Genomic DNA, 22,808 nt, shown 5'->3' on the forward strand with positions numbered 1-22,808 from the left:
ATTTATCCCTGATGTGCGTGGCCGGCGATTGCGTTGGCGAAATCCTCGGCCTCGAAAGGTTCGAGGTCCTCAACGCCTTCACCGACGCCAATGAAATAGACAGGCAGCTTGTGTTTGGCGGCTATGCCGACAAGGATGCCGCCGCGGGCCGTGCCATCCAATTTTGTCATAATCAGGCCGTTAACGCCGGCAATGTTGCGGAAAATCTCGACCTGGTTCAATGCATTCTGCCCGGTGGTGGCATCCAGTGTCTGCAATACCGTGTGCGGCGCGTCCGGATCGAGCTTGCCGAGAACCCTTACAATCTTCTCAAGCTCGGCCATCAACTCGGCCTTGTTCTGCAGTCGGCCGGCGGTATCGATGATCAGGACGTCTGATTTTTCGGCGCGCGCCTGCTCGAATGCGTCATAGGCAAGGCCTGCTGCATCAGCACCGATCTTGCTGCCAATGAAGGTCGATCCCGTTCTGTCGGCCCAGATCTTGAGCTGTTCGATCGCGGCTGCACGGAAGGTATCGCCAGCGGCGAGCATGACCTTCAATCCTGATCCGGACAGCTTGGCGGCAAGCTTGCCGATCGTCGTGGTCTTGCCGGTGCCGTTGACACCGACCACGAGGATGACATGCGGTTTGTGGCTGAGGTCGAGCGCAAGCGGCTTTGCGACGGGCTTGAGAACCTTGGTGATCTCGGCTGCCATGATGCGGCTCACGTCTTCACCGGTCACATCCTTGCCATAGCGTTCGGCGGAGAGCGTGTCTGTTATCCGCAGCGCCGTTTCGACTCCAAGATCGGCCTGGATCAAAAGATCCTCCAGATCCTGAAGCGTGTCGTCATCAAGCTTGCGCTTGGTAAAGAGGGCGGCGATCTGACCTGATAGTTGCGATGAGGTGCGGAAAAGTCCCTGGCGAAGACGCTGGAACCAGGTCAGTCTGACAGTCGGTGCTTCTGGCGATGGGTCCGGAACGAGTGAACCGGTAGAGAAACCCTTAGGAAGCGAAATCGCGCCGTTCGCATTTTGCTGAAGTTCGCCATGGCTCAGATCGACTGGCTGCTCCGGCTGGGGGTGGAATTCGTCTACCGCTAAGGATTCCGAGGTGCTGTCGGCGTCAGAGTTTTCGTTCTGCGTGATGTCCCGTTCGCCAAAATCAGGCTCCGCAGCAGGTTCTGCCGCGGCCTCAACCTCGTCCGGTGCCGGGCCGCCGGCCGTTTCGATTTCCTCTGGCGCTACGGGATCCGCCGCAACCGGGATCTCTTGCAAAGCCGATGCGGTTTCCGCCTCCTCGACGAGATTTTCCATATGCTCGGCATCGGACACCTGCGCCTCTTCAGTAGCGGGTTTGTCCTTGCCGAACGTGAACACTTTCTTGATGAAGCCGAGAGCCATTTTTTTGTCCGTTTGAAAATCAGGCTGCCGAACGGCCTACCAGTTGCATTTCAAGATGACGGTCATTGTGACCGGTGATGGTGACGGCCACAAGGTCCCCAGGTGTCAGGCCAGGGGTTGCTACGGCCGTGAAGTCTTCGGTGTGACCCACACCGCCATTTTCGACCAATACCTTATGCCGGCTACCCACTTGAGCATTCAAATGTTGCAGCCGAAGTCTGTCTGCTGTTTGCCTCAGACGCGCGGCACGCTCCTTGATCAGACGACGATCGAGTTGGGGCATGCGCGCCGCTGGCGTACCCGGGCGCGGGCTATATGGGAAGACATGAAGATTGGAGATGCCGATCTCCTCCGCCAGGCTTTCCGCATTGGCAAACATCTTTTCGGATTCCGTAGGAAAGCCAGCGATCATATCGGCACCGAAACTCATCGATGGGCGTAATTGTTTCACGTGCGACACAAATTCAAGAGCGTCCCTTCGGCTGTGGCGACGCTTCATGCGTTTCAAAAGCAGATCATCTCCGTGCTGCAGCGACAGGTGCAAATGCGGCATGAAGCGGGATTCATCGGCGATTAGATCGAAAAGGTCAGTGTCGACCTCAATGCTGTCGATCGATGACAATCGCAACCGCTCGATTTCCGGTACCAGTCGGAGAATCGTTTTCGCCAATTTGCCGAGACTTGGCTGGCCGGGAAGATCAGCGCCATAGCTGGTCGCGTCGACGCCGGTCAGAACGACCTCCCGGTAGCCGGATTCAACAAGTTGCCGCGCTTGATCGACCACTGCGCCCATGGGGACCGAGCGCGAATTGCCCCGACCGTAGGGAATGATGCAAAACGTACAGCGATGGTCGCAGCCGTTCTGCACCTGGATGAAACCGCGCACATGGCCGTCGAGATGGGCGATCATCTGCGGCGCGGTTTCCGTGACGCTCATGATGTCGTTGACGCGCAGCTTCTCTTCAGCCGCGATGCCGAAATCTGGAAGCGATTGATAGCTTTCGCTTTTCAGCTTCTCTTCATTGCCAAGCACCAGATCCACTTCAGGCATTGCCGCAAAGACGGAAGCTTCGGTTTGGGCGGCACAGCCGGTTACAACAATGCGGGCTTCCGGATTGTTGCGACGCGCCCGACGTATGGCCTGGCGGGCCTGGCGGACCGCTTCACTGGTGACAGCGCAGGTATTGAAAAGGATGGCATTGTGAAGGCCGGCCTGCTCAGCCTCAACCTTCATCACCTCGGACTCGTAGGTATTCAACCGGCAGCCGAAGGTGACGACATCGATGCCGGCTTTCGTGTCCATCGTCACTTGGCCGAAACTCCGGCTTCTGCTTCCCGCTCAAAGGCACCTGTCGACGGATCAAGCTGGCCTGACCATTCCCATTCAGCTGGGCCTGTCATGATGACCTTGCCATCGCCCTCTCTCCACTCGATCACGAGTGGCTGGCGGATCGGGCTGGAAGCAACATCAATCGCCACATTGCGCCCTGTACGCTCCGTGCGTGCAGCCGATACGGCGGCGGCACAGGCGGCAGATCCGCAGGCAAGCGTCAATCCGGCACCACGCTCCCATGTGCGTGTTCTGAGCGAAGATGGTCCCGTCACCTGCGCCAATGTAATGTTGGCCTTTTCCGGGAAGATCGGATGGTTTTCCAGAAGCGGTCCGAAACGTTCCAGATCGTAGCTCATGGGATCGTCGTCGACCCAGAAGATCGCATGCGGGTTGCCCATGGACATAGCAGAGGGCGAATGCAGGATTGGCGCGTCGATCGGCCCGATTTGCAGTTCTATGCGACTTGTGTCGTAAAATTCTTCCTCAAGCGGGATGCGGTCCCATTCGAAGACCGGACGTCCCATATCGACCGAGATCAGTCCATCGTCATGCTCAATCGCACCTAGGATTCCAGCAACCGTCTGAAATGTGAAGGACTTGCGTCCCGTTTCGGCTGCAAGTGCCTGCACGACGCAGCGGGTGCCGTTACCGCAGGCCTGCGCCTTTGTGCCATCGCAATTGAGAATGTCGATCCATGCATCCGTTGCGTCCGTCACGGCGTCGTGGATGGCCATGATCTGGTCGAACGTGGTCTCGGCATTGGCCGCAAGGGCGATTGCGGCTTCTGCAGTCACATGATCCTTGCGGCCACGCATGTCGACAACCAGGATCTTGTTGCCAAGCCCGTTCATCTTTGCGAATTCGACCATTGCGACCATGACATTTTCATTCCGTTTGGGGTTCTTGCGTGTATATGGCGGAATTGACCGTGAATTGCCAGTGTCTAAGGCAGTTTCGATACGCATACCGGCTGTCAGTTTGTGTCGGTTTACGGCGACTTTTCCAAGCTATCCGATGTCGCCAGCTTTACAGGCGCCTCCATTGCTCAGTTGCTTGCAGCCATTGAAGCGTGCGTGCCTCCGGATCGTCGTTCAAGGTAATGTCGGTCACCACTGCAGCAGTGTCGGCACCGGCATGCAATACGAGAGGCGCACGCTCCGAGGTCACACCGCCGATGGCGACCAGGGGAATATTGCCTAGCCGTGCCTTCCAGTCGGTTACGCGCTCAACCCCTTGAGGCGCCCATTTCATCTGTTTCAGGATTGTTGGCCAGACGGGGCCGAGCGCAACATAGTCAGGATTGACGGCAAGCGCCGTGTCGAGTTCAGCATCGTCGTGAGTTGACACACCGAGCTTCAACCCGGCCCTATGAATGGCACCCAGATCCGCTTCCACCATATCTTCCTGACCGAGATGGACAAAATCACAGTCCTCCTCAATCGCGATCTGCCAGTGGTCATTGATGATTAGCTGGCATTCATGGGCTTTGCAGATGCGCCTTGACCTTCGAACATGATGCCTGAGCATCGTGTCATCGATGTTCTTCATCCTGAGTTGCACGAGTTTCACCCCAAGGGGGACCAGACGCTCGATCCAGTCGGCGCTATCGACGATCAGATAGAAGGGATCGAGCTTCATGTGAAAACGCCTTTGCCGATGACGGGTGTGGAGGGCACAGCCATGTCGCGCGGTTCCAGCGGGCCTGCCAGATAGGCGATGCGGCCGGCAGTGATCGCGGAGCCGAAGGCTTGCGCCATCGATGCCGGATCGCCGGCCCCGGATACGGCGGTGTTCAGCAGAACAGCATCATAGCCGAGTTCCATGACCTGCAGTGCATGGGAGGGGCGTCCTATGCCGGCATCGACGATCAATGGGATATCGGCAAATTCGGCCCGCATTGCTTTCAAACCCACCATGTTTTGCGGCCCCATGGCAGAGCCGATCGGTGCGCACCAGGGCATCAGCACCTTGCATCCGGCATCGAGGAGCTTTTCGCCAACCACCAGATCGTCGGTTGTGTAGGGGAAGACGTTGAAGCCATCGTCTGAGAGAATGCGGGCAGCCTCTACCAGAGCAAAAACGTCAGGTTGCAGCGTATCCTGATGGCCGATCACCTCAAGCTTGATCCAGTCGGTGCCAAAGACCTCACGGGCCATCCTTGCTGTCAGTATGGCCTCGGAAACGGTGTGGCAGCCGGCCGTATTGGGCAGAACCCGAACCCCGAGTGCCCGGATCAGATCGAAGAACTCGCCACCCGACTTGCCGCCTGCTGTTTCCCGGCGAAGCGAGACGGTGACAATTTCAGTTCCGGAGCATCTGACGGCCTGCTCAAGGACTGTTGGCGACGGATAGCGCGCCGTGCCAAGCAGAAGACGCGATTGAAGCGCGACATCGTATAGGATCAGCGTCATCGTCAGCCTCCCTGCTTGGGGCTCAGGATTTCGATCCGGTCGCCCTCGTCGAGGCGATGGACCGCGCGATCCTCACGATGAACGAGGTTGCCATTGACGGCGGTCGCCAGCCAATCACCCTCGTAGTCGAGGGCTGCCATGAGATCGAGAAGCGTTGCAACCGCGATTGTAACGGGTTCGCCGTTTACGATCAGTGTCATGCTGTCAGCCTTTCTGTTCTGCGCGTCGGGTGGGAAAGTCGGTCTGCAGCTGCGACCGCGAGTGCCGGAGAAAGCAGGAAGCCGTGGCGGTAAAGCCCGGCAATAGCAAAGCCGTCCGGCGTCTCTTCAAGGCGGGGAATGTTATCGGCAAAGGCGGGTCGAATGCCGGTGCCGGTCTCAATGATGCGAGCCTCTCCAAAAGAGGGATGAAGCGCGTAAGCCGCGTTCAAAAGCTCCATCATTGAACGCGCGGTTATCGGGCCATCGTCGGCAGCTTCGATCATGGTGGCGCCCAGCATGAAGCGATGTTTCTCGCGGGGCACCAGATAGATCGGGTGGCGCGGATAAAGGAGGCGCACCGGGCGCGATAGCGTGATGTCTGGTGTGTCGAGATAGAGCATCTCGCCGCGCACTCCGCGCAGGCCGTTGGCGGGGCCAATGGCGGCTGGTCCGGTGCAGTCAATGATGGTGTCGAAACAGCCGGTGTCCTTTGCTTTTGCACCCAAATGAAAGGTGACGCCGCTTGCTTGCAAAGACCGATGGAGACCGGCCAGGGCTGCTCGTGGATCAAGATGCGCTTCCTCTGGGAAAAAGAGAGCTTTGGAAAAGCGGCCGGCCAAGCAGGGTTCCAGCGCCGCGATCTCCTCTGCATCCAGCCAGTGAAAGCCGCGCGTACGGCCGGCAAATCGCTTCAGTTCTTCTCTATCGCGGGGTGGAGCGACGACTAGAGTCCCATTCTTCGTCACCGAGCCTGGAAGTGCCGCCTCCCACCAGTCGGCTGCCGAAAGGCCAAGTTCAAGAATGCACTCTTCCGCCGCCTCACGCTCGCAATACGGAGCCAACATGCCGCCCGCATAACGCGACGCGCCATGGCCTATGACAGAGCGGGTTTCACTGACCTCAACCTTGATGCCGCGACGCGTGAGTTCGAAGGCAGCCGTGAGGCCTGCAACGCCTGCGCCTTTGATCAGAACAGCCATGGACGCGACTCCGTGACTGAAGCCGGTTCTGGGTGATGAGCCGGCTTGCCCGATTGTCGATCGTGAAAGCGCCTCATTGCTTTCCTCCTTCGACCGGCATGTAGAGATCGCCGCCCGCACGGTATTTCTCGACCATGGCGGCCATTCCTTCTTTCTGGGCCTCGGCGCGGATGTCGTGGGAGATGCGCATGGAACAGAATTTGGGGCCGCACATGGAGCAGAAATGCGCTGTCTTGTGCGCCTCTTTTGGCAGGGTCTCGTCATGCAGCGCACGTGCCGTTTCCGGGTCGAGCGAGAGGTTGAACTGATCTTCCCAGCGAAACTCGAAGCGGGCGCGGGACAGCGCATCGTCGCGGGCCTGTGCTGTCGGATGGCCCTTGGCGAGGTCTGCGGCGTGGGCCGCGATCTTGTAGGTAATGACGCCGGTCTTCACGTCGTTGCGGTCTGGCAGGCCCAGATGTTCCTTCGGCGTGACGTAGCAGAGCATGGCCGTGCCAAACCAGCCGATCATGGCGGCGCCGATGCCGGAGGTAATGTGGTCGTAACCGGGGGCAATGTCGGTGGTCAGTGGCCCCAGGGTGTAAAAGGGGGCCTCGCCGCAAACGGCGAGCTGCTTGTCCATATTGGCCTTGATCTTGTGCATCGGCACATGGCCGGGGCCCTCGATCATCACCTGGCAGTCCTTTGCCCATGCGATCCGGGTAAGCTCGCCCAGCGTCTCCAATTCGGCAAACTGGGCGGCGTCATTGGCATCGGCAATCGAACCGGGGCGTAAGCCATCACCGAGTGAGAAAGACACGTCGTAGGCGCGGCAGATGTCGCAGATCTCGTCGAAATGCTCGTAGAGAAAACTCTCCTTGTGGTGATGCAAACACCACTTGGCCATGATCGAGCCGCCGCGACTGACGATACCGGTGACCCGGTCGACGGTCAGATGGATATAGGAGAGCCTGACGCCGGCGTGGATGGTGAAATAGTCGACGCCCTGCTCGGCCTGCTCGATCAGCGTATCGCGATAAACCTCCCAGGTGAGGTCCTCGGCAATTCCATTCACCTTTTCCAGTGCCTGATAAAGCGGCACGGTGCCGATCGGTACGGGTGAATTGCGGATGATCCATTCGCGGATATTGTGGATGTTGCGGCCTGTGGAGAGATCCATCACCGTATCGGCACCCCAGCGGGTGGCCCAAACCATTTTGTCCACCTCCTCTGCCATGGAGGAGGTGACTGCGGAGTTGCCAATATTGGCGTTGATCTTGACCAGGAAATTGCGGCCGATGATCATCGGCTCGGCTTCGGGATGGTTGATGTTGGCTGGGATAATCGCACGACCCCGGGCGATCTCCTCGCGCACGAAGTCCGGCGTTATGACATCCGGGATCGCCGCGCCGAAGTCTTCTCCATCGCGTGCTTGCATTTCCTTCACGGCCTTGCGGCCAAGATTCTCGCGGATCGCCACGAATTCCATCTCTGGCGTGATAATGCCGGCGCGGGCATAGGCAAGCTGGGTGACAGCCTGCCCGGCGAGCGCTTTTCGGGGCGTCGGCAAGGCAGGAAATTGCGGGGTCAGTTTCTCACCCGAGACAAATCCGTTGTCTTCGGGTTTCACCGAGCGACCGTCATAGGCTTGCGTATCGGCGCGCGCTGATATCCACGCCTCTCGCAGGCGGGGCAAGCCCTGTTCAATGTTTATGGTGTTGCCAGGGTCTGTGTAGGGACCAGAAGAATCATAGACTGTGACCGGTGGTTCGCCAGCGGTCGGGTGGACGCTGATCTGGCGCATGGGAACGCGGATATCGGCATGGACCTCGCCTGTGACATGGATTTTTGTCGATGCCGGCAGCGGACCAGTGGTGACTTCGGGTGTTGGAATTTTCGAGGCAATGTTCATCGTGAGGCTCCAAGTATTCGGTTTGGAGACCCAGTCATGTCAGCCGGAATGATGGAAAGACGCCACAAGCCCCAATAATATTCGGGCCTTGATTGTACAGCGCTCGCACCGTCCCTACGCCAGTATGAACTGGATCAGGTTCAACGGGTCACCGCGCTGTTTATGCAAACCTAGCGGAATCTCAGCCCCTTGTCGGGACACCCCTGGTGAATGGCTTCAAGGTTCTTCCGCGAATGACGATTTGTCAATGCCGTTTAGGGCATGGGCACGTCGAACACCTCGCCTGCATGAAGCGGGCGGAAGCGGGATGCCGCTATGTCCCTTTCTGCCAAGGCCTGGCTCAGCGCGGTGACGGGCGCGTCTATGGCCTCGTCGGTCAGCTGGAATGTGCCGAAGTGGTGACCTGCCACATGGGCTGCATTGCAAAGCGCCATACCGTCCACGGCTTCTTGCGGACTTTGATGCTGACCCTTCATGAACCAGCGCGGTTCATAGGCGCCAATCGGTAAATTGGCGAGACGGAAACCGCCGTGTTTTTCCCGGGCTGCTCGATAGTTTATGCCGTCGTGAAAACCGGTATCGCCGACATGATAGATTTTGCCGACAGGCGTTGAAATCACGAATGCGGCCCAGAGTGCCATGCGTCTGTCGGTCACCCCGCGGGCTGACCAGTGATGGCATGGTTCTGCATCAATCGTTACGCCGTCCCAATAGGATAGCTGCTCTCCCCAATCCATGGTCGAGACCTTGGCGTCCGGAATGGATTTGTGGATGACCGTGTCATTGCCAAGCGGCGTGATGATGTGGGCACCGTGCTCGGCATAGAGGCGTTTCAACGTCGAGATGTCGAGATGGTCATAGTGATTATGTGTCACGAGCACCACGTCGATATCCGGAAGATCATTGAAGGCGATCCCCGGCTTGGCCGCCCGTTTCGGCCCGGCAAAACTCAAGGGGCTTGCGCGATCAGACCAGAGGGGATCTGTCAGAATGTTGAGGCCTGCGACCTGAATGAGCAGAGAGGCATGGCCGATCATCGTGACGCGAAGCTCATCGCCCGTGATGCGCTGTGTCGGTTTTGTCGGTGCAAAGGGGCTGGGGGCCGACTTTGGCCATTTCGCCCGTTCACCTTTGAACTTCCACTTTAACAGCTCGCGCAGGCCTGCCGGTTTGATGCCGCCAGGGTTGAAAAAGCGAACGCCGTCGAAATGCTCGGAGGGCGGACCATCATAATAGGGGTTGGGCAGCTTCTTTGGCATTCTTCCCTCCTCGCAACGAAACCGTGTCCAGTGTTACCTAAGCTTCATAACGTCAATTGAAAGACGCTGACCTTAAAGCAAAAGGCCCCGCAGTCTTGACTTTATGATGGATTTCCTGTTTATCGCGCCGAAATCAGCGACAAGAGCAGACTCTTGAGCCGCCGACCGGGACCCCTAACAGGTATAAACAGATCCCGGAGGTCAACACCCGACAGCGCGATGCGCCCTCGGGTGCTTTTTGGCTTTGCGTCTTGTTTTTGCCGCCGAAAGAACCAACGTTGCGGGCGAAGCTATAGCCAACTCGAAACGACAAGGAAGAGCCGATGTTTGAAAACCTCCAGGACCGCCTTGGATCCATTCTGAATGGACTGACGGGCCGTGGCGCGCTGTCGGAGGCGGATGTTTCCGCTGCCCTGCGCGAGGTGCGTCGTGCGCTTCTCGAAGCCGACGTCGCGCTGGAAGTGGTGCGCGAATTCACCGAGAAGGTGCGCGAAAAAGCCGTTGGCGCCGCCGTTGTGAAGTCGATCAAGCCTGGCCAGATGGTCGTGAAGATCGTTCACGATGAGCTGGTAGACATGCTGGGTGCCGAAGGCGTCACCATTGATCTCCATGCAGCAGCACCGGTCGTCTTGATGATGGTCGGTCTGCAGGGCTCGGGTAAGACAACAACCACCGGCAAGATTGCCAAGCGGCTGACGGATCGGGACCGCAAGAAAGTTCTGATGGCTTCGCTCGATACGCGCCGTCCGGCCGCGCAGGAGCAGCTTCGCCAGATTGGCGAACAGATCAAGATCGATGTCTTGCCGATCATCGCCGGCCAGTCGCCGACAGACATCGCGGCACGCGCGGTTCAGGCGGCAAAGCTTGGCGGCCACGATGTCGTGATCCTCGATACGGCTGGTCGTACGCATATCGACGAACCCTTGATGGTCGAGATGTCCGACATCAAGAAGAAGTCCAATCCGCATGAAATCCTGCTGGTCGCGGATGCGCTGACCGGTCAGGATGCTGTCAATCTGGCTCGCAATTTCGATGAGCGCGTTGGCATTACCGGCCTTGTTCTGACCCGTATGGACGGTGACGGTCGTGGCGGTGCGGCACTTTCGATGCGTGCGGTAACCGGCAAACCGATCAAGCTGATCGGTGTTGGCGAAAAGATGACGGAACTCGAGGAGTTTCATCCTCGTCGTATCGCCGACCGCATTCTCGGTATGGGCGACATCGTTTCGCTGGTTGAGCGAGCATCGGAAACGATCGATGCCGAAAAAGCCAAGGCCATGGCCGAGAAAATGGCCAAGGGCAAGTTCGACCTGAACGACCTCGCCGATCAACTCAAGCAGATGCAGAACATGGGCGGCATGGGCGGCATCATGGGCATGATGCCTGGTATGGCCGGCATGAAGGACAAGATGGCTGCCGCTGGCATGGACGACAAGATGTTCGCCCGTCAGTTGGCGATCATCTCTTCCATGACAAAGGCCGAGCGCGCCAACCCCGATCTGCTCAAGCACAGCCGCAAGAAGCGTATTGCTGCGGGCTCCGGCACTGACGCTGCCGCCATCAACAAGCTGCTCAAGATGCACCGCCAGATGGCCGATATGATGAAAGCCATGGGCGGCAAAGGCAAAGGCGGCGGCATGATGAAGCAGATGATGGGCGGTCTTGCCGGCAAGATGGGCCTCGGCGGAATGGGCGGTGGAATGCCGGACCTTTCCAAGATGGATCCCAAGCAGATGGAACAGCTGGCCAAGCAGGCCGATGCCATGGGTCTTGGTAAAGGCGGTGGCCTGCCAGGTATGGGTGGCGGAGGATTGCCTGGCCTTGGCGGCCCGAAACTGCCAGGTCTTGGTGGTCTTCCCGGATTGCCCAAGAAGAAGTGATGAGGAACCAGCATGATTGATCCCGCCATCAAGGAGCAGCTCGCCGGTTACCGCCAGTCGATCGACAATATCGACGCAGCGCTTGTCCATATGCTGGCTGAACGCTTTCGCTGCACCAAGGCAGTGGGCGTTTTGAAAGCACAACATGAATTGCCGCCGGCAGATCCGGCGCGCGAAGAATACCAGATCACCCGGCTGCGCGAACTCGCTCACGATGCCCAGCTTGATCCGGATTTTGCGGAGAAGTTCCTGAATTTCATTATCAAGGAAGTGATCCGTCACCATGAAGCCATTGCTGCCGAGCACGGCAGCGCAACCTAAATGCCGTTTGAAACAAACGGTCCAAGAAAGCCTGAAGGAGTAAACACATGGCCCTGAAAATTCGTCTTGCACGCGGCGGTTCCAAGAAGCGTCCTTATTACCAGATCGTTGTTGCCGACGCTCGCAGCCCACGCGACGGTCGTTTCCTGGAGAAGGTCGGTTCCTGGAACCCGATGCTGGCCAAGGACAACGAAAAGCGCGTTGAACTGAACGCCGAGCGCATCCAGGAATGGGTTGCCAAGGGCGCCCAGCCGACAGACCGCGTTCTGCGCTTCATGGCTGAAGCTGGCCTCGCGAGCCGCGACGCTCGCGTCAACCCTGAAAAGGCAAAGCCTGGCAAGAAGGCTGTCGAGCGCACCAAGGAAAAGGAAATGAAGGCCGCTGAAGCTGCAGAAGCCGCTGCTGCTGCAAGCGAAGCTGCTGCCGAGTAATTTTCTGCCGATATGCATGATTTTACGGCCGGCATGCTCTCATGCCGGCCGTTTTCCGTTTCCCTTCGCTGGTGACATTCACTAAAAGAGACCACATGAAATGAACTCGAAACAGATCTGCGGCTGATGGCAAAACTCGAAAATCCTGTTCTCATGGCGACCATCGGATCCGCACAGGGCCTGAGAGGCGAAGTGCGGGTGAAATCCTTTGCTGCCGACCCGACGGCACTTGGCGATTACGGCAATCTTCACGCCAAGGACGGTCGCGTCTTCGAGATTCTGGAAATTCGCGAAGCCAAGACGGTCGTGGTTGTCCGCTTTCGTGGCGTCAACGATCGCAATGCCGCGGAAGCCTTGAACGGGCTTGAGCTTTATATCGAACGCGACGCCCTGCCGGATGACGAGTTGGACGAAGACGAGTTCTACTATGCCGATCTTGAGGGGTTGCAGGTGTTCGACGCGGAAGGTGCTCACTATGGCGCCGTGAGCGGCGTCTATGATTTTGGCGCCGGTGACCTGCTCGAATTGAAAGGGCCGGGCAAGCGCCCCGTGCTTATTCCCTTCTCCGAGGCTGCGGTGATCGAGGTCGATATGGACGGCGGACGTATTATCGTTGATCCCATCGCTGCGGGACTGAAGGATGATGGCGATATATTGCCGCTCGGCCGTGGCGGAAAGCCACCCTCTGACAAGCGCGGATGAGCCGCAAATTATGACCTTCATAGCAACGGTGCTTACGCTTTATCCGGATATGTTTCCCGGGCATCTCGGCCATTCCCTTGCCGGTAAGGCATTGGCGCGCGAGGACTGGTCGCTGGATACGGTTCAGATCCGGGATTTTGCCACTGGCAAGCATCGCAATGTTGATGACACGCCGGCCGGTGGCGGAGCCGGCATGGTGCTAAAACCCGATGTTCTGGCTGCTGCTATCGATTCGACCGGGACCGATACGAGACCGCGGCTTCTGATGAGCCCACGCGGCAGACCGCTCACGCAGAAGCGTGTGCGCGAGATTGCCGCTGGCGAAGGTGTCGTGATCGTCTGTGGCCGGTTTGAAGGTGTCGACCAGCGCGTGATCGAGGCGCGCAAACTCGAGGAAGTCTCGATCGGCGATTACATATTGTCCGGTGGAGAGCCTGCGGCTTTGACACTGCTGGACGCTGTCGTGCGCATTCTGCCGGGCGTCATGGGAAATGATCAGTCGGGTGTCAGCGAAAGCTTTGAAGGCGGTCTTCTGGAGCATCCGCAGTACACCCGTCCGGCGGAATTCGAAGGTCTTCCCATTCCCCCTGTTCTGATGTCCGGAAATCATGGCGCCATCGATAAATGGCGTCACGAAGAAGCCCTCAAACTGACGCGTGAGCGGCGCCCCGACATTCTCGACGACCAAGGATCTGACGGCTCAAACTGACCTCTCGCGGTCCATTTGTCGCCTTTGTTGGTTTTTCTTACCGCCAAGGGATGAGATCGCCTCCAAAATAGCGGTTTTGGGGGTGACAAACAGATGGCGGTGGTGTAATGCCCCACGCGGAAATGGGCTTGGTCCCGTCTACCAGCAAACAAAGAGCACGCGCACCGCTCCTGCCTATCAAGGCTAAGTCCGGAGGAAATCCGAGGGACCATTGTTGAGCGCTCTGGCTGTTCCAGAAGAATCGAAGGTTAGACATATGAACATCATTCAACAGTTGGAAGCCGAACAGGCCGCCAAGATCGAAGAAAAGCGCAAGCTTCCTGAATTCTCCGCAGGCGACACCGTTCGTGTCAACGTCCGCGTGACAGAAGGTACACGTACTCGTGTGCAGGCCTATGAAGGCGTTTGCATTGCACGTTCGGGTGGCGGCATCAACCAGAGCTTCACCGTTCGCAAGATTTCCTATGGCGAAGGCGTAGAGCGCGTATTCCCGGTTTATTCTCCGCTGGTTGAAGGCGTTGAAATCGTTCGTCGTGGTAAGGTTCGTCGCGCCAAGCTGTACTACCTGCGCGATCGTCGCGGCAAGTCTGCTCGTATTATCGAAGACACCGGTACCCGCGCCCGCAAGCTGAACGATGAAGAGCGCGCAGCTGTCGTTGCCGAAAAGGCCCGTATCGAAGCTGAAAAGGTTGCAGCCGCCCAGGCGCTTGCAGCTGAAAAGGCTGCAGCAGAAGCCGCAGAAGCAAAGGCAGCAGCGGATGCCGCTGCAGCAGCCGAGGCTGAAGGTTCTGCGGAATAAGAATTTCCTTTATCGGGATATCGATCAAGGCGACCTTCGGGTCGCCTTTTTCATTTGGGCTTGCTCGCCTTGCTTGCAACTCTTCCTCAAATTGTGACACTCTGGCCAAGCCACATTTTCAGGAGTTTCCCATGCCGTCCAGACGCGCGCTTCTTGCCGGGCTCACAGCCCTTATTCTCGCACCTGCTGCTGTCCATGCTGCCGACCTGCCGGATCTCGGCGGAAAATCAGTCGTGGTGGTTACCGAGAATGCCTATCCCCCGCTGCAGTTCGTCGACCCCAAATCCGGTGCCGCGATTGGCTGGGAATATGACGCCATGGCGGAAATTGCCAAGCGATTGAATTTCAAGGTCGAGTATCAGAACACGTCATGGGACGCGATGATCCAGGCAGTGTCTGATGGGCAGTATGATATCGGCATGACCGGCATCACCATCACCGATGAGCGCAAGGCAAAAGTGGATTTCTCAGAACCCTATATGCGGTCTGAGCAGTTCATGCTGGTGCGTGGCGATGAGGATCGATTTACCGATGCTGCAGGCTTTGGCGGCAACAAGGAACTTCTGATCGGCGCGCAGCCGGGAACCACACCCTTCTACACAGCCGTCTACAGCGTTCTGGATGGCGATGAGGCCAATCCGCGCATCAAGCTGTTTGAAACCTTCGGTGCTACGGTACAGGCCCTGAAGACTGGCGATGTCGATATGGTCCTGACCGATGGTACTGCCGGCAAGGGCTATGTCGATTCCTCAGACGGCGGGCTGAAACTGGTCGGTGGGCCGTTGGGTTCGGAAGACTTCGGCTTCATCTTCCCCAAGGGCTCCGCGCTTGTTGCACCGGTCAATGCCGCGATAGAGGCGCTCAAGGCAGACGGAACACTCGACGCTTTGAACAAGAAGTGGTTCCTAGATTACAAGATGGGCGAATGAATTTGAAAGCCTTCAAGGCCACAACCTGATGGGCTTTCAAACGCTTCCGCGCGGCAATGACAAGAGCGACAGGCCGTGGTGGCTGATGGCTCTTGTCGTTCTGGCTGTCGGCATTGCCGTAATCATCGCCTTCAATGACATCTACTCCCAGGTGTTTGCGACGGTATCCCGTGGGATCGTGATTACTGTTATCGTCACCTTTACCGGCTTTGCGCTGGCCATCGCGCTTGGGCTGCTGGTGGCCTTGGCGGGAATGGCGGACAGCATTTTCCTGCGCCAGTCATCGCGCTTCTACATCGAGGTGGTGCGCGGTATCCCGATACTTGTGCTGCTTTTCTATATCGCATTTGTCGGCGCGCCTGCTTTCGTCACTGCCTATAATTTTGTCTTCGCGCCACTCATGGCCGATGGCTGGATCGAGCCATTGCTGGTGCGTGATGTATCGCTGATGTGGCGGGCAATCATCGCGCTGACGATCGGCTATTCTGCCTTCATCGCCGAAATTTTTCGCGCCGGATTTCAATCAATTGACGAAGGGCAGATCGAGGCGGCCATGTCGCTTGGCTTGAGCCGCTACCAGCGCTTTCGTCTGATCGTGTTGCCGCAGGCGATCAAGGTGATCTTTCCGCCGCTCTCCAACGATTTCGTCGCCATGGTCAAGGACAGTTCACTGGTCTCGGTGCTTGGCGTCGCCGATATCAGTCAGGCGGGAAAGATCTACGCGTCTGGTTCCTTCCGTTTTTTCGAAACCTACTCTATCGTTGCCTATATCTACCTTATCCTTACCATTGGCCTATCGCTTGTCCTGCGACGGCTTGAGAAGCGGATGAGAGAGAAGGGCACGCGCAATGAATGATCGCAAAAGCGACGGATTGAGCCTTGTCTACAAGGCAGGCACGCCTGCTGAACTTCAAAATGCTTATCAGACATGGGCTGGCGATTATGATCGTGACACGCTTGCATCTGGATATTGTCTGCCCTTTCTGGCGCTTTCCTGGGTCTCGCGTTATGTCGCGACGGGTGCCGGCCCTTATCTGGATGCCGGCTGCGGAACCGGTCTCTCCGGTCCTTTCCTCAAGGCGCTTGGCTATAGACCGCTGGAAGGACTCGATTTTTCACAGAACATGCTGAAGCTTGCGGCGTCCCGAGGCGCCTATGATGCGCTGACCCGTGCTACTCTTGGGGAGACGCTGCCTTGGGGTGATGGCTATTTCTCCGCATTTCTGGCGACTGGTGTCTTCACCGAAGGCCATGCGCCGGCATCCAGTCTTCGCGAGCTCTGCCGTGTGACGCGGGCAGGCGGGTACGGCATCTTCACGGTGCGGGAGAGTATCTTCGAAGCACACGGCTTCGGCACTGTGATCGATGATGTCGTACGGGCAGGTGCCTGGGCTCTCACTGAGGAAAGTACTCCATTCAGGGCGTTTGCGATCGACGAGCCGGATGTTTTCGTCAAAACCTATGTCTTCAACGTGCTGCGATGAGACATTGCTCGAGAGGTGGGGCAAAACAACTCCAGAAAGCCTCTGCTAGCCGTTTATTCCGTCCTTGTGCCCGGTCCTCTGCCCTGGGTCGACGGCGTATACGAGGATCGGGATTGGAAACCGTCAGATGGTCTTCTCACGCTCACGTCGAAAATGCGGGGCGATGATTTGGGCCTCGAGGCTGACCATTTCGTCAAGCCGCCATTGCCATGATACCCTTTCGGGCTCCCCATCCTTTGCATTGCAGCATTGATTGCAATTGCGATGATGATGGCGAAATGCTATTCACCGCGACCATGGGATCGAAATTCGGATGCCTCGCGAACCAGTTTATTGTGCTGCAGGACCACAAGCGTCTGCCGGCACGCTTTTTCGCGCGCGTCTGTGGAGCGCTTTTTACGCGGCTATCCTGACGCGCGTTCGCTGCCCAATAGCGGTAGCATATCCCGAATTTCCACTTTTCGAATGTCAGAACGGATCAAGACCATGAGCGGACCGCGCACCCTTTACGACAAGATTTTTCACGATCATCTGGTGGATGAGCAGGCGGATGGAACCTGTCTTCTCTACATCGACCGTCATCTCGTGCATGAGGTGACGAGTCCGCAGGCCTTTGAAGGTCTGCGTATGGCCAATCGTGCCGTCCGCTCGCCGCAGCGGACGCTCGCCGTGGTCGATCACAACGTTCCAACCACGCCGGACCGTCACGAGGGCATCAAGAACGAGGAAAGCCGCATTCAGGTTGAAGCGCTCGCCAAGAACGCAGCTGACTTCGGGGTCGAGTACTATTCCGAGAAGGACAAGCGCCAGGGTATCGTTCACATCGTCGGTCCGGAGCAGGGTTTCACCCTGCCTGGCATGACGATTGTGTGCGGCGATAGCCACACCTCGACGCATGGTGCATTCGGTGCCCTCGCTCACGGCATCGGCACGTCCGAGGTGGAGCATGTCCTGGCGACACAAACCCTGATCCAGAAAAAGGCCAAGAACATGCTTGTGCGGGTCGACGGGGTTCTTCCCGAAGGCGTGACCGCCAAGGACATCATCCTGGCCATCATCGGCGAAATCGGCACGGCTGGCGGTACCGGTCACGTGATCGAATTTGCCGGTGAGGCAATCCAGGCGCTTTCGATGGAAGGCCGGATGACTGTCTGCAACATGACGATTGAAGGCGGAGCCCGCGCCGGTCTGATTGCGCCGGATGAAAAGACGTTCGAATATATCAAAGGCAAGCCACGTGCGCCCGAGGGCGAAGCGCTGGAAATGGCGATTAAATACTGGAAAACGCTTCACACCGACGAAGGTGCACATTTCGACCGTGTTGTCGTTCTTGATGCGGCCAATCTGCCTCCGATCGTTTCCTGGGGTTCTTCGCCGGAAGATGTGGTCTCGATCGAGGGTGTCGTGCCAAACCCGGATGATATCCAGGATGAAAACAAGCGTACCTCGAAATGGCGCGCGCTCGACTACATGGGCCTGACGCCCGGTACCAAGATGACTGATATCGCAATTGATCGTGTGTTCATCGGCTCCTGCACGAATGGCCGTATCGAGGATCTTCGTGCAGCAGCAGCCGTCGTCGAAGGCAAGACCGTTGCCTCGACGGTATCGGCCATGGTTGTGCCCGGTTCCGGGATCGTCAAGGAGCAGGCGGAGGCCGAAGGTCTTGACCAGATCTTCAAGAATGCCGGTTTCGAATGGCGTGAACCAGGTTGCTCGATGTGTCTGGCGATGAACGACGATCGGCTGAAGCCGGGCGAGCGTTGTGCTTCCACCTCTAACCGTAACTTCGAAGGCCGTCAGGGTCACAAGGGTCGGACCCATCTGGTGTCGCCTGCCATGGCAGCTGCAGCCGCGGTTGCCGGCCATTTTGTCGACATTCGTGACTGGTCCTGAACTTCACCAAATAACAATATCGATGGCCGTCCGTGAAAGCGGGCGGCCTTTTCTTTGCGAAATAGTTTGCAAGGTGCCGGAGAGATATTCAAACTGCTGGACATGCAGACATGGTCTGCAGCAGTGGAGGAATTGTTCTTGAGTAAACGCCGGCTCATATTGATGCGCCATGCAAAGTCGGCCTGGTCCGCAGATGTGGCGGATCGGGAGCGTCCGCTGAATGCACGGGGGCGCAGCGCTGCACCTGCCATGGGTCTCTATCTTGCCAGCGAAAACCTGTTGCCGGATCTGGCAATCGTTTCGCCAGCCAAACGCACGCGCCAGACATGGGCATTTGTATCGGCGCAGTTCGGCAGGGACATTCGTACCGACATTTCGGATCGCTTATACGATGCGGCTGCCGACGATATTCTTAACGTTCTACGCGCCTGCCCCCCGGATGCCGAAACAGTGCTGATCCTCGGACATAATCCCGGTCTTGGTGATCTGGCCGTCGGGCTATGCGATGTGTCGGCCCCTGTTATCCTCGGGCAGATGCGTGAGAAATTTCCAACCGCGGCGGTCGCAATCATCGATTTCGACTTCAGCACATGGCGAGATCTCGAGCCTCGGTCAGGTCAGTTGCAGCGCTTCGTTCTGCCGCGCTCGCTGGGGTGACCGAGGTTCATTCAAGGTTCGCCCCAATCTGGTGACCATCTTCGTCAAATGCGTTTTGGATGTCATTCCGCCTGTCGCCGGCGTTCACGTCACGCGAAGCCTCGTGTCGCGTGACAGGTGCGGCAACAGCCGGCACATGTCCTTGGGCGCTATCGCCACGCATCCCTCTGTCGGCGGATATCCAGGCTTGGCCACGTGAAAGAAGATCGCAGAACCGGCGTTACGCCTGCGGCTGCTGACGTTCCAGTCGAGCACGATGCAGATATCGTAGAGATGGTCGACACGGATCAACGTCTCGTGGCTTGGCGCAAATGGTGCGCGAACCATGCGGTTGTAGGCTGCGTGACCCGGTGCGTCGCACCATAGCATGTTGTCGCGAATGGCCTTCAAGGGCATCGCGGAGCGTGCATTGACGTTACGATCCACACGGTGAAACGCTTTGAGCAGAGGCATGGTTGCGCGGGGCGTGGCACCGTCTCCTTCGCGCTTCTGGCTCGCTATGCCAGAGCGTCCAAGAGCCGCTCGCAACCGTAGCGGACCGAACTGCAGTATTGCCTGACATCGGTCCAGCGGGGCCGGGCGAATCGTTAGCATTCTCGTTTTACGTCGGGTTTTTGCCGCTGGCCTCTTCATGGTGGTCACAAGTTTTTGCGTTGTCCTTGATTTCAATTGTAATCATAGCACTTAAGTAACAACAATAAGGAGTTCCGGCTTGCGCTTCAGTGATAACGTGGAGCCGGAAAGACAGACAGGAGACATTTCATGACGGCGCGGACAATCCTTCTGGTCGATGACGATGACGACCTGCGCGAGACGCTGGTCGAGCAACTTTCTCTTTATGAAGAGTTTTCTCTGGCGCAGGAAGACAATGCGACCAAAGGCATTCATGCGGCTCGAAACGGTCAGGTCGATTTGTTGATCATGGACGTCGGCCTGCCGGATATGGATGGTCGAGAAGCTGTCAAACTGCTGCGCAAGGGCGGGTTCAAGGCTCCGGTCATCATGTTGACCGGGCATGATACCGATTCCGATACCATTCTTGGTCTGGAAGCAGGTGCCAATGACTATGTCACTAAGCCATTCCGCTTTGCCGTTCTTTTGGCGCGCATTCGTGCGCAGTTGCGCCAGCACGAGCAGAGTGAAGATGCGACCTTCACGGTTGGACAATATCTGTTCAAGCCCAGCCAGAAGCTGCTGACCACCGAAGATGGGAAAAAGATCCGTCTGACGGAAAAGGAAGCGGCGATCATCCGTTATCTTTACCGTGCGGGACAGAAAGTGGTAACTCGCGACGTGCTGCTTGAGGAAGTGTGGGGCTATAATTCCGGCGTCACTACGCATACGCTGGAGACGCACGTCTACCGACTGCGGCAGAAGATCGAGAGGGATCCGTCCAATGCGGAAATCCTCGTCACGGAAAACGGCGGCTACAAGATCGTCGCCTGATTGGACCCCGGCCTATGGCGCTGAATGACGATATTGAATTTCTTTCCGGCGTTGCGCTGTTCGGCGCTCTCGACAAGGAGCAATTGCGCCTGATTGCCTTTGGCGCCGAACATCAGAATGTGTCCCAGGGCGATACCCTGTTTCAGCAAGGTGACGCTGCAGATAGCGCCTATGTCATCACCAAGGGCGATATCGAGCTGTCGATCGAGACCCGCAACGGCACGCGTCAGGTTGAGGTAGTCGCTGGACCCGGTGCCATACTGTCAGAGCTTGCGCTGATGACCACCACTGAGCGAAAATATCTCGCCGTCGCTCTCAACGATGCCGAGGTGATCTGCATTTCACGTTCGCTTTTCCACCGTCTGGTGAAGGAATATCCCGATATGGCTGAGGCCGTTCAATCGCGCATTCGTGACACGATCGCGCAGCTTGCCGATAAAATGGCGGGTCTGCAGAACCGGTTCACATAGAGCGGGCGTGAGCGACTGCGATCACAGATCAAAGTGCGCCGTGACCGGAACATGGTCTGACGGCTTTTCCCAGCCTCTTGCCTCGCTTAGAATATCGATACCCTTCAAGGCCGGGCCCAAATCCGCTGAAGACCAGATGTGATCGAGCCGGCGTCCGCGATTGGCTGCTGCCCAATCCTTGGCGCGATAGCTCCACCAGGTGTAGATCTTCTCAGCCGGATCCACGCCTTGGCGCATCAGGTCCACCCAACCACCCTGTCGCATGACTTCCAGAAGGCCGTCGGTCTCCACGGGTGTGTGACTGACGATCTTGAGCATCTGTTTGTGAGACCAGACGTCATTTTCGAATGGAGCGATATTCAGATCGCCGACGAGAATTGACGAGGTGTTGTTCTCGCCATCTGCCTTCAGCGCCTTCATTTCCTCGATGAAGTCGAGCTTGTGACCGAACTTGGGATTGATCGTCCGGTCTGGTTCATCACCACCGGCGGGAACATAGAAATTATGGATGCGAATACGGCGATTGGCGTGCAACACCACGCCGGAGATGTGGCGGGAATCGCCCATTCCGCAATAATCCTGGCGGTGATCTTCAATCAGCGGAATTTTCGAAACGATGGCGACGCCGTGATAACCCTTCTGGCCATGCAGAATGATGTGCTCGTAGCCCAGTGCCTTTATCGCCTTTGCCGGGAACTGGTCATTCAGGCACTTGATCTCCTGAAGGCAGAGAATGTCAGGCTGGTGCTGCTGAACAAATTGCTCAACGATTGGCATGCGCAGCCGCACGGAGTTGATATTCCAGGTGGTTACGGAGAGAGCCATGCGTGCCGAAAATCCTGATGAAGAGACGTTTCGGCAAACTAGCGACCCCAGGACCGGGCTGCCAGTCTAAAATGGCAGCCGTCCCGGTTTATTACTTTCGGACGTCCTCGTAGGGCACCTGGAAGACCCGTTCATCAAACTTCACACCGTTCTGGACGTTGAAAATCATGACTGTCGTGTCTTTTGCCTGCGGATCTGTGATGGTCCACTGCCTGAGATCGTAGGTCTTGGGATCGAACATCAAGGTGATGGTGGAATCGCCGAAGATGCTGCGATCGCCCAGCACGATGGTCGTCAGATCCGCTTCCTCCTTGACGCCACGAACCGACTTGTTGCTCAGATCAATGCGCTCCGCCAGCAGCAGGCTGAGGGGCGTTTTGGACAGGGGGTAGATGTCCCATGTTTTCAGTTTGAGGTTGCCGATCACGACATTGCGGCCGTCAGAAATCACGCGCATTGGCGAGGGTTTCTCGTAATTGAACCGCAGCTTGCCCGGTCGTTCGATATAAAATTTGCCGCCGGTCTGCTCACCGCGGGGTCCAAACTGGACGAATTCACCCATCATCGTCTTCACCGACGAGAAATGGTTGGCGATCTGCTGCGCAGCGTCGCTTGCGGCCTGGCTTTCCGGCGCGCTTGCCAATAGCGCAAGTGCTGCGGCTGCTGTGCCGGCCATAAATGCGCGTCTGGTCGGCGTTGCGGCGACATCCGCGGGCAGGCCTGCATTGATGTTCTTCATTGGGGTCTCCTTTTCAGGCATTTCCTCGCTGAGAATCGCGGCGGCTTCGTGGCGACTAACAACA

Annotated in this window: 25 protein-coding genes and 1 riboswitch; of the genes, 13 read left to right on the forward strand and 12 right to left on the reverse strand. The window is 57.6% G+C overall.

Annotated elements, in window-relative coordinates:
- Positions 1-2: 2 nt before the first annotated feature.
- The 9 genes from ftsY to ACWPM9_RS00720 form a co-directional block, all read right to left on the reverse strand.
- On the reverse strand, positions 3-1,382 hold the full coding sequence (ftsY, locus tag ACWPM9_RS00680; RefSeq protein WP_484756404.1) for a signal recognition particle-docking protein FtsY: 1,380 nt from the start codon (positions 1,380-1,382) through the stop codon (positions 3-5).
- 19 nt (positions 1,383-1,401) lie between these two features.
- Positions 1,402-2,685: a tRNA (N(6)-L-threonylcarbamoyladenosine(37)-C(2))-methylthiotransferase MtaB gene (mtaB, locus tag ACWPM9_RS00685; RefSeq protein WP_484756405.1), complete on the reverse strand. Its 1,284-nt coding sequence runs from the start codon at positions 2,683-2,685 to the stop codon at positions 1,402-1,404.
- Positions 2,686-2,687: 2 nt separating this feature from the next.
- On the reverse strand, positions 2,688-3,593 hold the full coding sequence (gene dapF / locus ACWPM9_RS00690) for a diaminopimelate epimerase (RefSeq protein ID WP_484756406.1): 906 nt from the start codon (positions 3,591-3,593) through the stop codon (positions 2,688-2,690).
- Between the two features lie 148 nt (positions 3,594-3,741).
- Positions 3,742-4,353, reverse strand: a complete 612-nt coding sequence (locus ACWPM9_RS00695) for a thiamine phosphate synthase (RefSeq protein WP_484756407.1) — start codon at positions 4,351-4,353, stop codon at positions 3,742-3,744.
- Positions 4,350-5,126, reverse strand: a complete 777-nt coding sequence (locus ACWPM9_RS00700) for a thiazole synthase (protein WP_484756408.1) — start codon at positions 5,124-5,126, stop codon at positions 4,350-4,352. Before ACWPM9_RS00700 ends, ACWPM9_RS00695 begins: the two co-directional genes overlap by 4 nt.
- Positions 5,127-5,128: 2 nt before the next feature.
- On the reverse strand, positions 5,129-5,326 hold the full coding sequence (thiS, locus tag ACWPM9_RS00705) for a sulfur carrier protein ThiS (protein WP_484756409.1): 198 nt from the start codon (positions 5,324-5,326) through the stop codon (positions 5,129-5,131).
- The gene (thiO, locus tag ACWPM9_RS00710) at positions 5,323-6,306 is read right to left on the reverse strand and encodes a glycine oxidase ThiO (RefSeq protein WP_484756410.1); all 984 of its coding nucleotides are present in this window, start codon (positions 6,304-6,306) and stop codon (positions 5,323-5,325) included. Before thiO ends, thiS begins: the two co-directional genes overlap by 4 nt.
- A 73-nt stretch (positions 6,307-6,379) precedes the next feature.
- Positions 6,380-8,197, reverse strand: a complete 1,818-nt coding sequence (gene thiC, locus ACWPM9_RS00715; protein WP_484756411.1) for a phosphomethylpyrimidine synthase ThiC — start codon at positions 8,195-8,197, stop codon at positions 6,380-6,382.
- Between the two features lie 93 nt (positions 8,198-8,290).
- A riboswitch (TPP riboswitch) is annotated at positions 8,291-8,412 on the reverse strand.
- Between the two features lie 39 nt (positions 8,413-8,451).
- Complete coding sequence (locus tag ACWPM9_RS00720) at positions 8,452-9,456, reverse strand: MBL fold metallo-hydrolase (protein ID WP_484756412.1); 1,005 nt, start codon at positions 9,454-9,456, stop codon at positions 8,452-8,454.
- 323 nt (positions 9,457-9,779) lie between these two features.
- Between ACWPM9_RS00720 and ffh the strand changes: the two genes are divergently transcribed.
- From ffh to ACWPM9_RS00775, 11 genes are all read left to right on the forward strand, one after another.
- Positions 9,780-11,336 carry a signal recognition particle protein gene (ffh, locus tag ACWPM9_RS00725; protein WP_484756413.1) on the forward strand — a complete coding sequence of 519 codons (1,557 nt, stop codon included), beginning with the start codon at positions 9,780-9,782 and terminating at the stop codon, positions 11,334-11,336.
- Between the two features lie 12 nt (positions 11,337-11,348).
- On the forward strand, positions 11,349-11,657 hold the full coding sequence (locus ACWPM9_RS00730; protein WP_428188424.1) for a chorismate mutase: 309 nt from the start codon (positions 11,349-11,351) through the stop codon (positions 11,655-11,657).
- 47 nt (positions 11,658-11,704) lie between these two features.
- A complete protein-coding gene (gene rpsP / locus ACWPM9_RS00735) occupies positions 11,705-12,088 on the forward strand; it encodes a 30S ribosomal protein S16 (RefSeq protein WP_428188425.1) in 384 nt (127 codons plus the stop codon).
- A 126-nt stretch (positions 12,089-12,214) separates the two neighbouring features.
- Positions 12,215-12,790: a ribosome maturation factor RimM gene (rimM, locus tag ACWPM9_RS00740; protein ID WP_484756414.1), complete on the forward strand. Its 576-nt coding sequence runs from the start codon at positions 12,215-12,217 to the stop codon at positions 12,788-12,790.
- Positions 12,791-12,800: 10 nt separating this feature from the next.
- Positions 12,801-13,499: a tRNA (guanosine(37)-N1)-methyltransferase TrmD gene (gene trmD, locus ACWPM9_RS00745; protein WP_484756415.1), complete on the forward strand. Its 699-nt coding sequence runs from the start codon at positions 12,801-12,803 to the stop codon at positions 13,497-13,499.
- 256 nt (positions 13,500-13,755) lie between these two features.
- On the forward strand, positions 13,756-14,298 hold the full coding sequence (gene rplS / locus ACWPM9_RS00750) for a 50S ribosomal protein L19 (protein ID WP_428188428.1): 543 nt from the start codon (positions 13,756-13,758) through the stop codon (positions 14,296-14,298).
- A gap of 131 nt (positions 14,299-14,429) precedes the next feature.
- Positions 14,430-15,227, forward strand: a complete 798-nt coding sequence (locus ACWPM9_RS00755) for a transporter substrate-binding domain-containing protein (protein WP_484756416.1) — start codon at positions 14,430-14,432, stop codon at positions 15,225-15,227.
- A 28-nt stretch (positions 15,228-15,255) separates the two neighbouring features.
- Positions 15,256-16,083, forward strand: a complete 828-nt coding sequence (locus ACWPM9_RS00760) for an amino acid ABC transporter permease (RefSeq protein WP_484756417.1) — start codon at positions 15,256-15,258, stop codon at positions 16,081-16,083.
- Positions 16,076-16,711, forward strand: a complete 636-nt coding sequence (locus ACWPM9_RS00765; protein WP_484756418.1) for a class I SAM-dependent DNA methyltransferase — start codon at positions 16,076-16,078, stop codon at positions 16,709-16,711. The genes ACWPM9_RS00760 and ACWPM9_RS00765 overlap by 8 nt, the downstream gene beginning before the upstream one ends.
- Positions 16,712-17,197: 486 nt before the next feature.
- Positions 17,198-18,607: a 3-isopropylmalate dehydratase large subunit gene (leuC, locus tag ACWPM9_RS00770; protein ID WP_484757559.1), complete on the forward strand. Its 1,410-nt coding sequence runs from the start codon at positions 17,198-17,200 to the stop codon at positions 18,605-18,607.
- A 138-nt stretch (positions 18,608-18,745) separates the two neighbouring features.
- A complete protein-coding gene (locus ACWPM9_RS00775) occupies positions 18,746-19,264 on the forward strand; it encodes a SixA phosphatase family protein (RefSeq protein WP_484756419.1) in 519 nt (172 codons plus the stop codon).
- Between the two features lie 84 nt (positions 19,265-19,348).
- Here ACWPM9_RS00775 and ACWPM9_RS00780 read toward each other — a convergent pair whose 3' ends face one another.
- Positions 19,349-19,858 carry a L,D-transpeptidase family protein gene (locus tag ACWPM9_RS00780; protein WP_484756420.1) on the reverse strand — a complete coding sequence of 170 codons (510 nt, stop codon included), beginning with the start codon at positions 19,856-19,858 and terminating at the stop codon, positions 19,349-19,351.
- Between the two features lie 168 nt (positions 19,859-20,026).
- On the opposite strand from ACWPM9_RS00780, the gene ACWPM9_RS00785 reads away from it, so the two are divergent.
- Complete coding sequence (locus ACWPM9_RS00785) at positions 20,027-20,710, forward strand: response regulator transcription factor (RefSeq protein ID WP_428188435.1); 684 nt, start codon at positions 20,027-20,029, stop codon at positions 20,708-20,710.
- Positions 20,711-20,724: 14 nt separating this feature from the next.
- A complete protein-coding gene (locus ACWPM9_RS00790; protein WP_484756421.1) occupies positions 20,725-21,180 on the forward strand; it encodes a cyclic nucleotide-binding domain-containing protein in 456 nt (151 codons plus the stop codon).
- Positions 21,181-21,201: 21 nt separating this feature from the next.
- On the opposite strand, the gene ACWPM9_RS00795 is transcribed toward ACWPM9_RS00790, so the two are convergent.
- Entirely contained in the window at positions 21,202-22,005 is an 804-nt protein-coding gene (locus tag ACWPM9_RS00795; protein WP_484756422.1) for an exodeoxyribonuclease III, read from the reverse strand.
- A gap of 91 nt (positions 22,006-22,096) precedes the next feature.
- Entirely contained in the window at positions 22,097-22,744 is a 648-nt protein-coding gene (locus tag ACWPM9_RS00800) for an outer membrane lipoprotein carrier protein LolA (RefSeq protein WP_428188438.1), read from the reverse strand.
- Positions 22,745-22,808 lie beyond the last annotated feature (64 nt).

The sequence above is a fragment of the Agrobacterium sp. H141 genome, assembly GCF_057158725.1.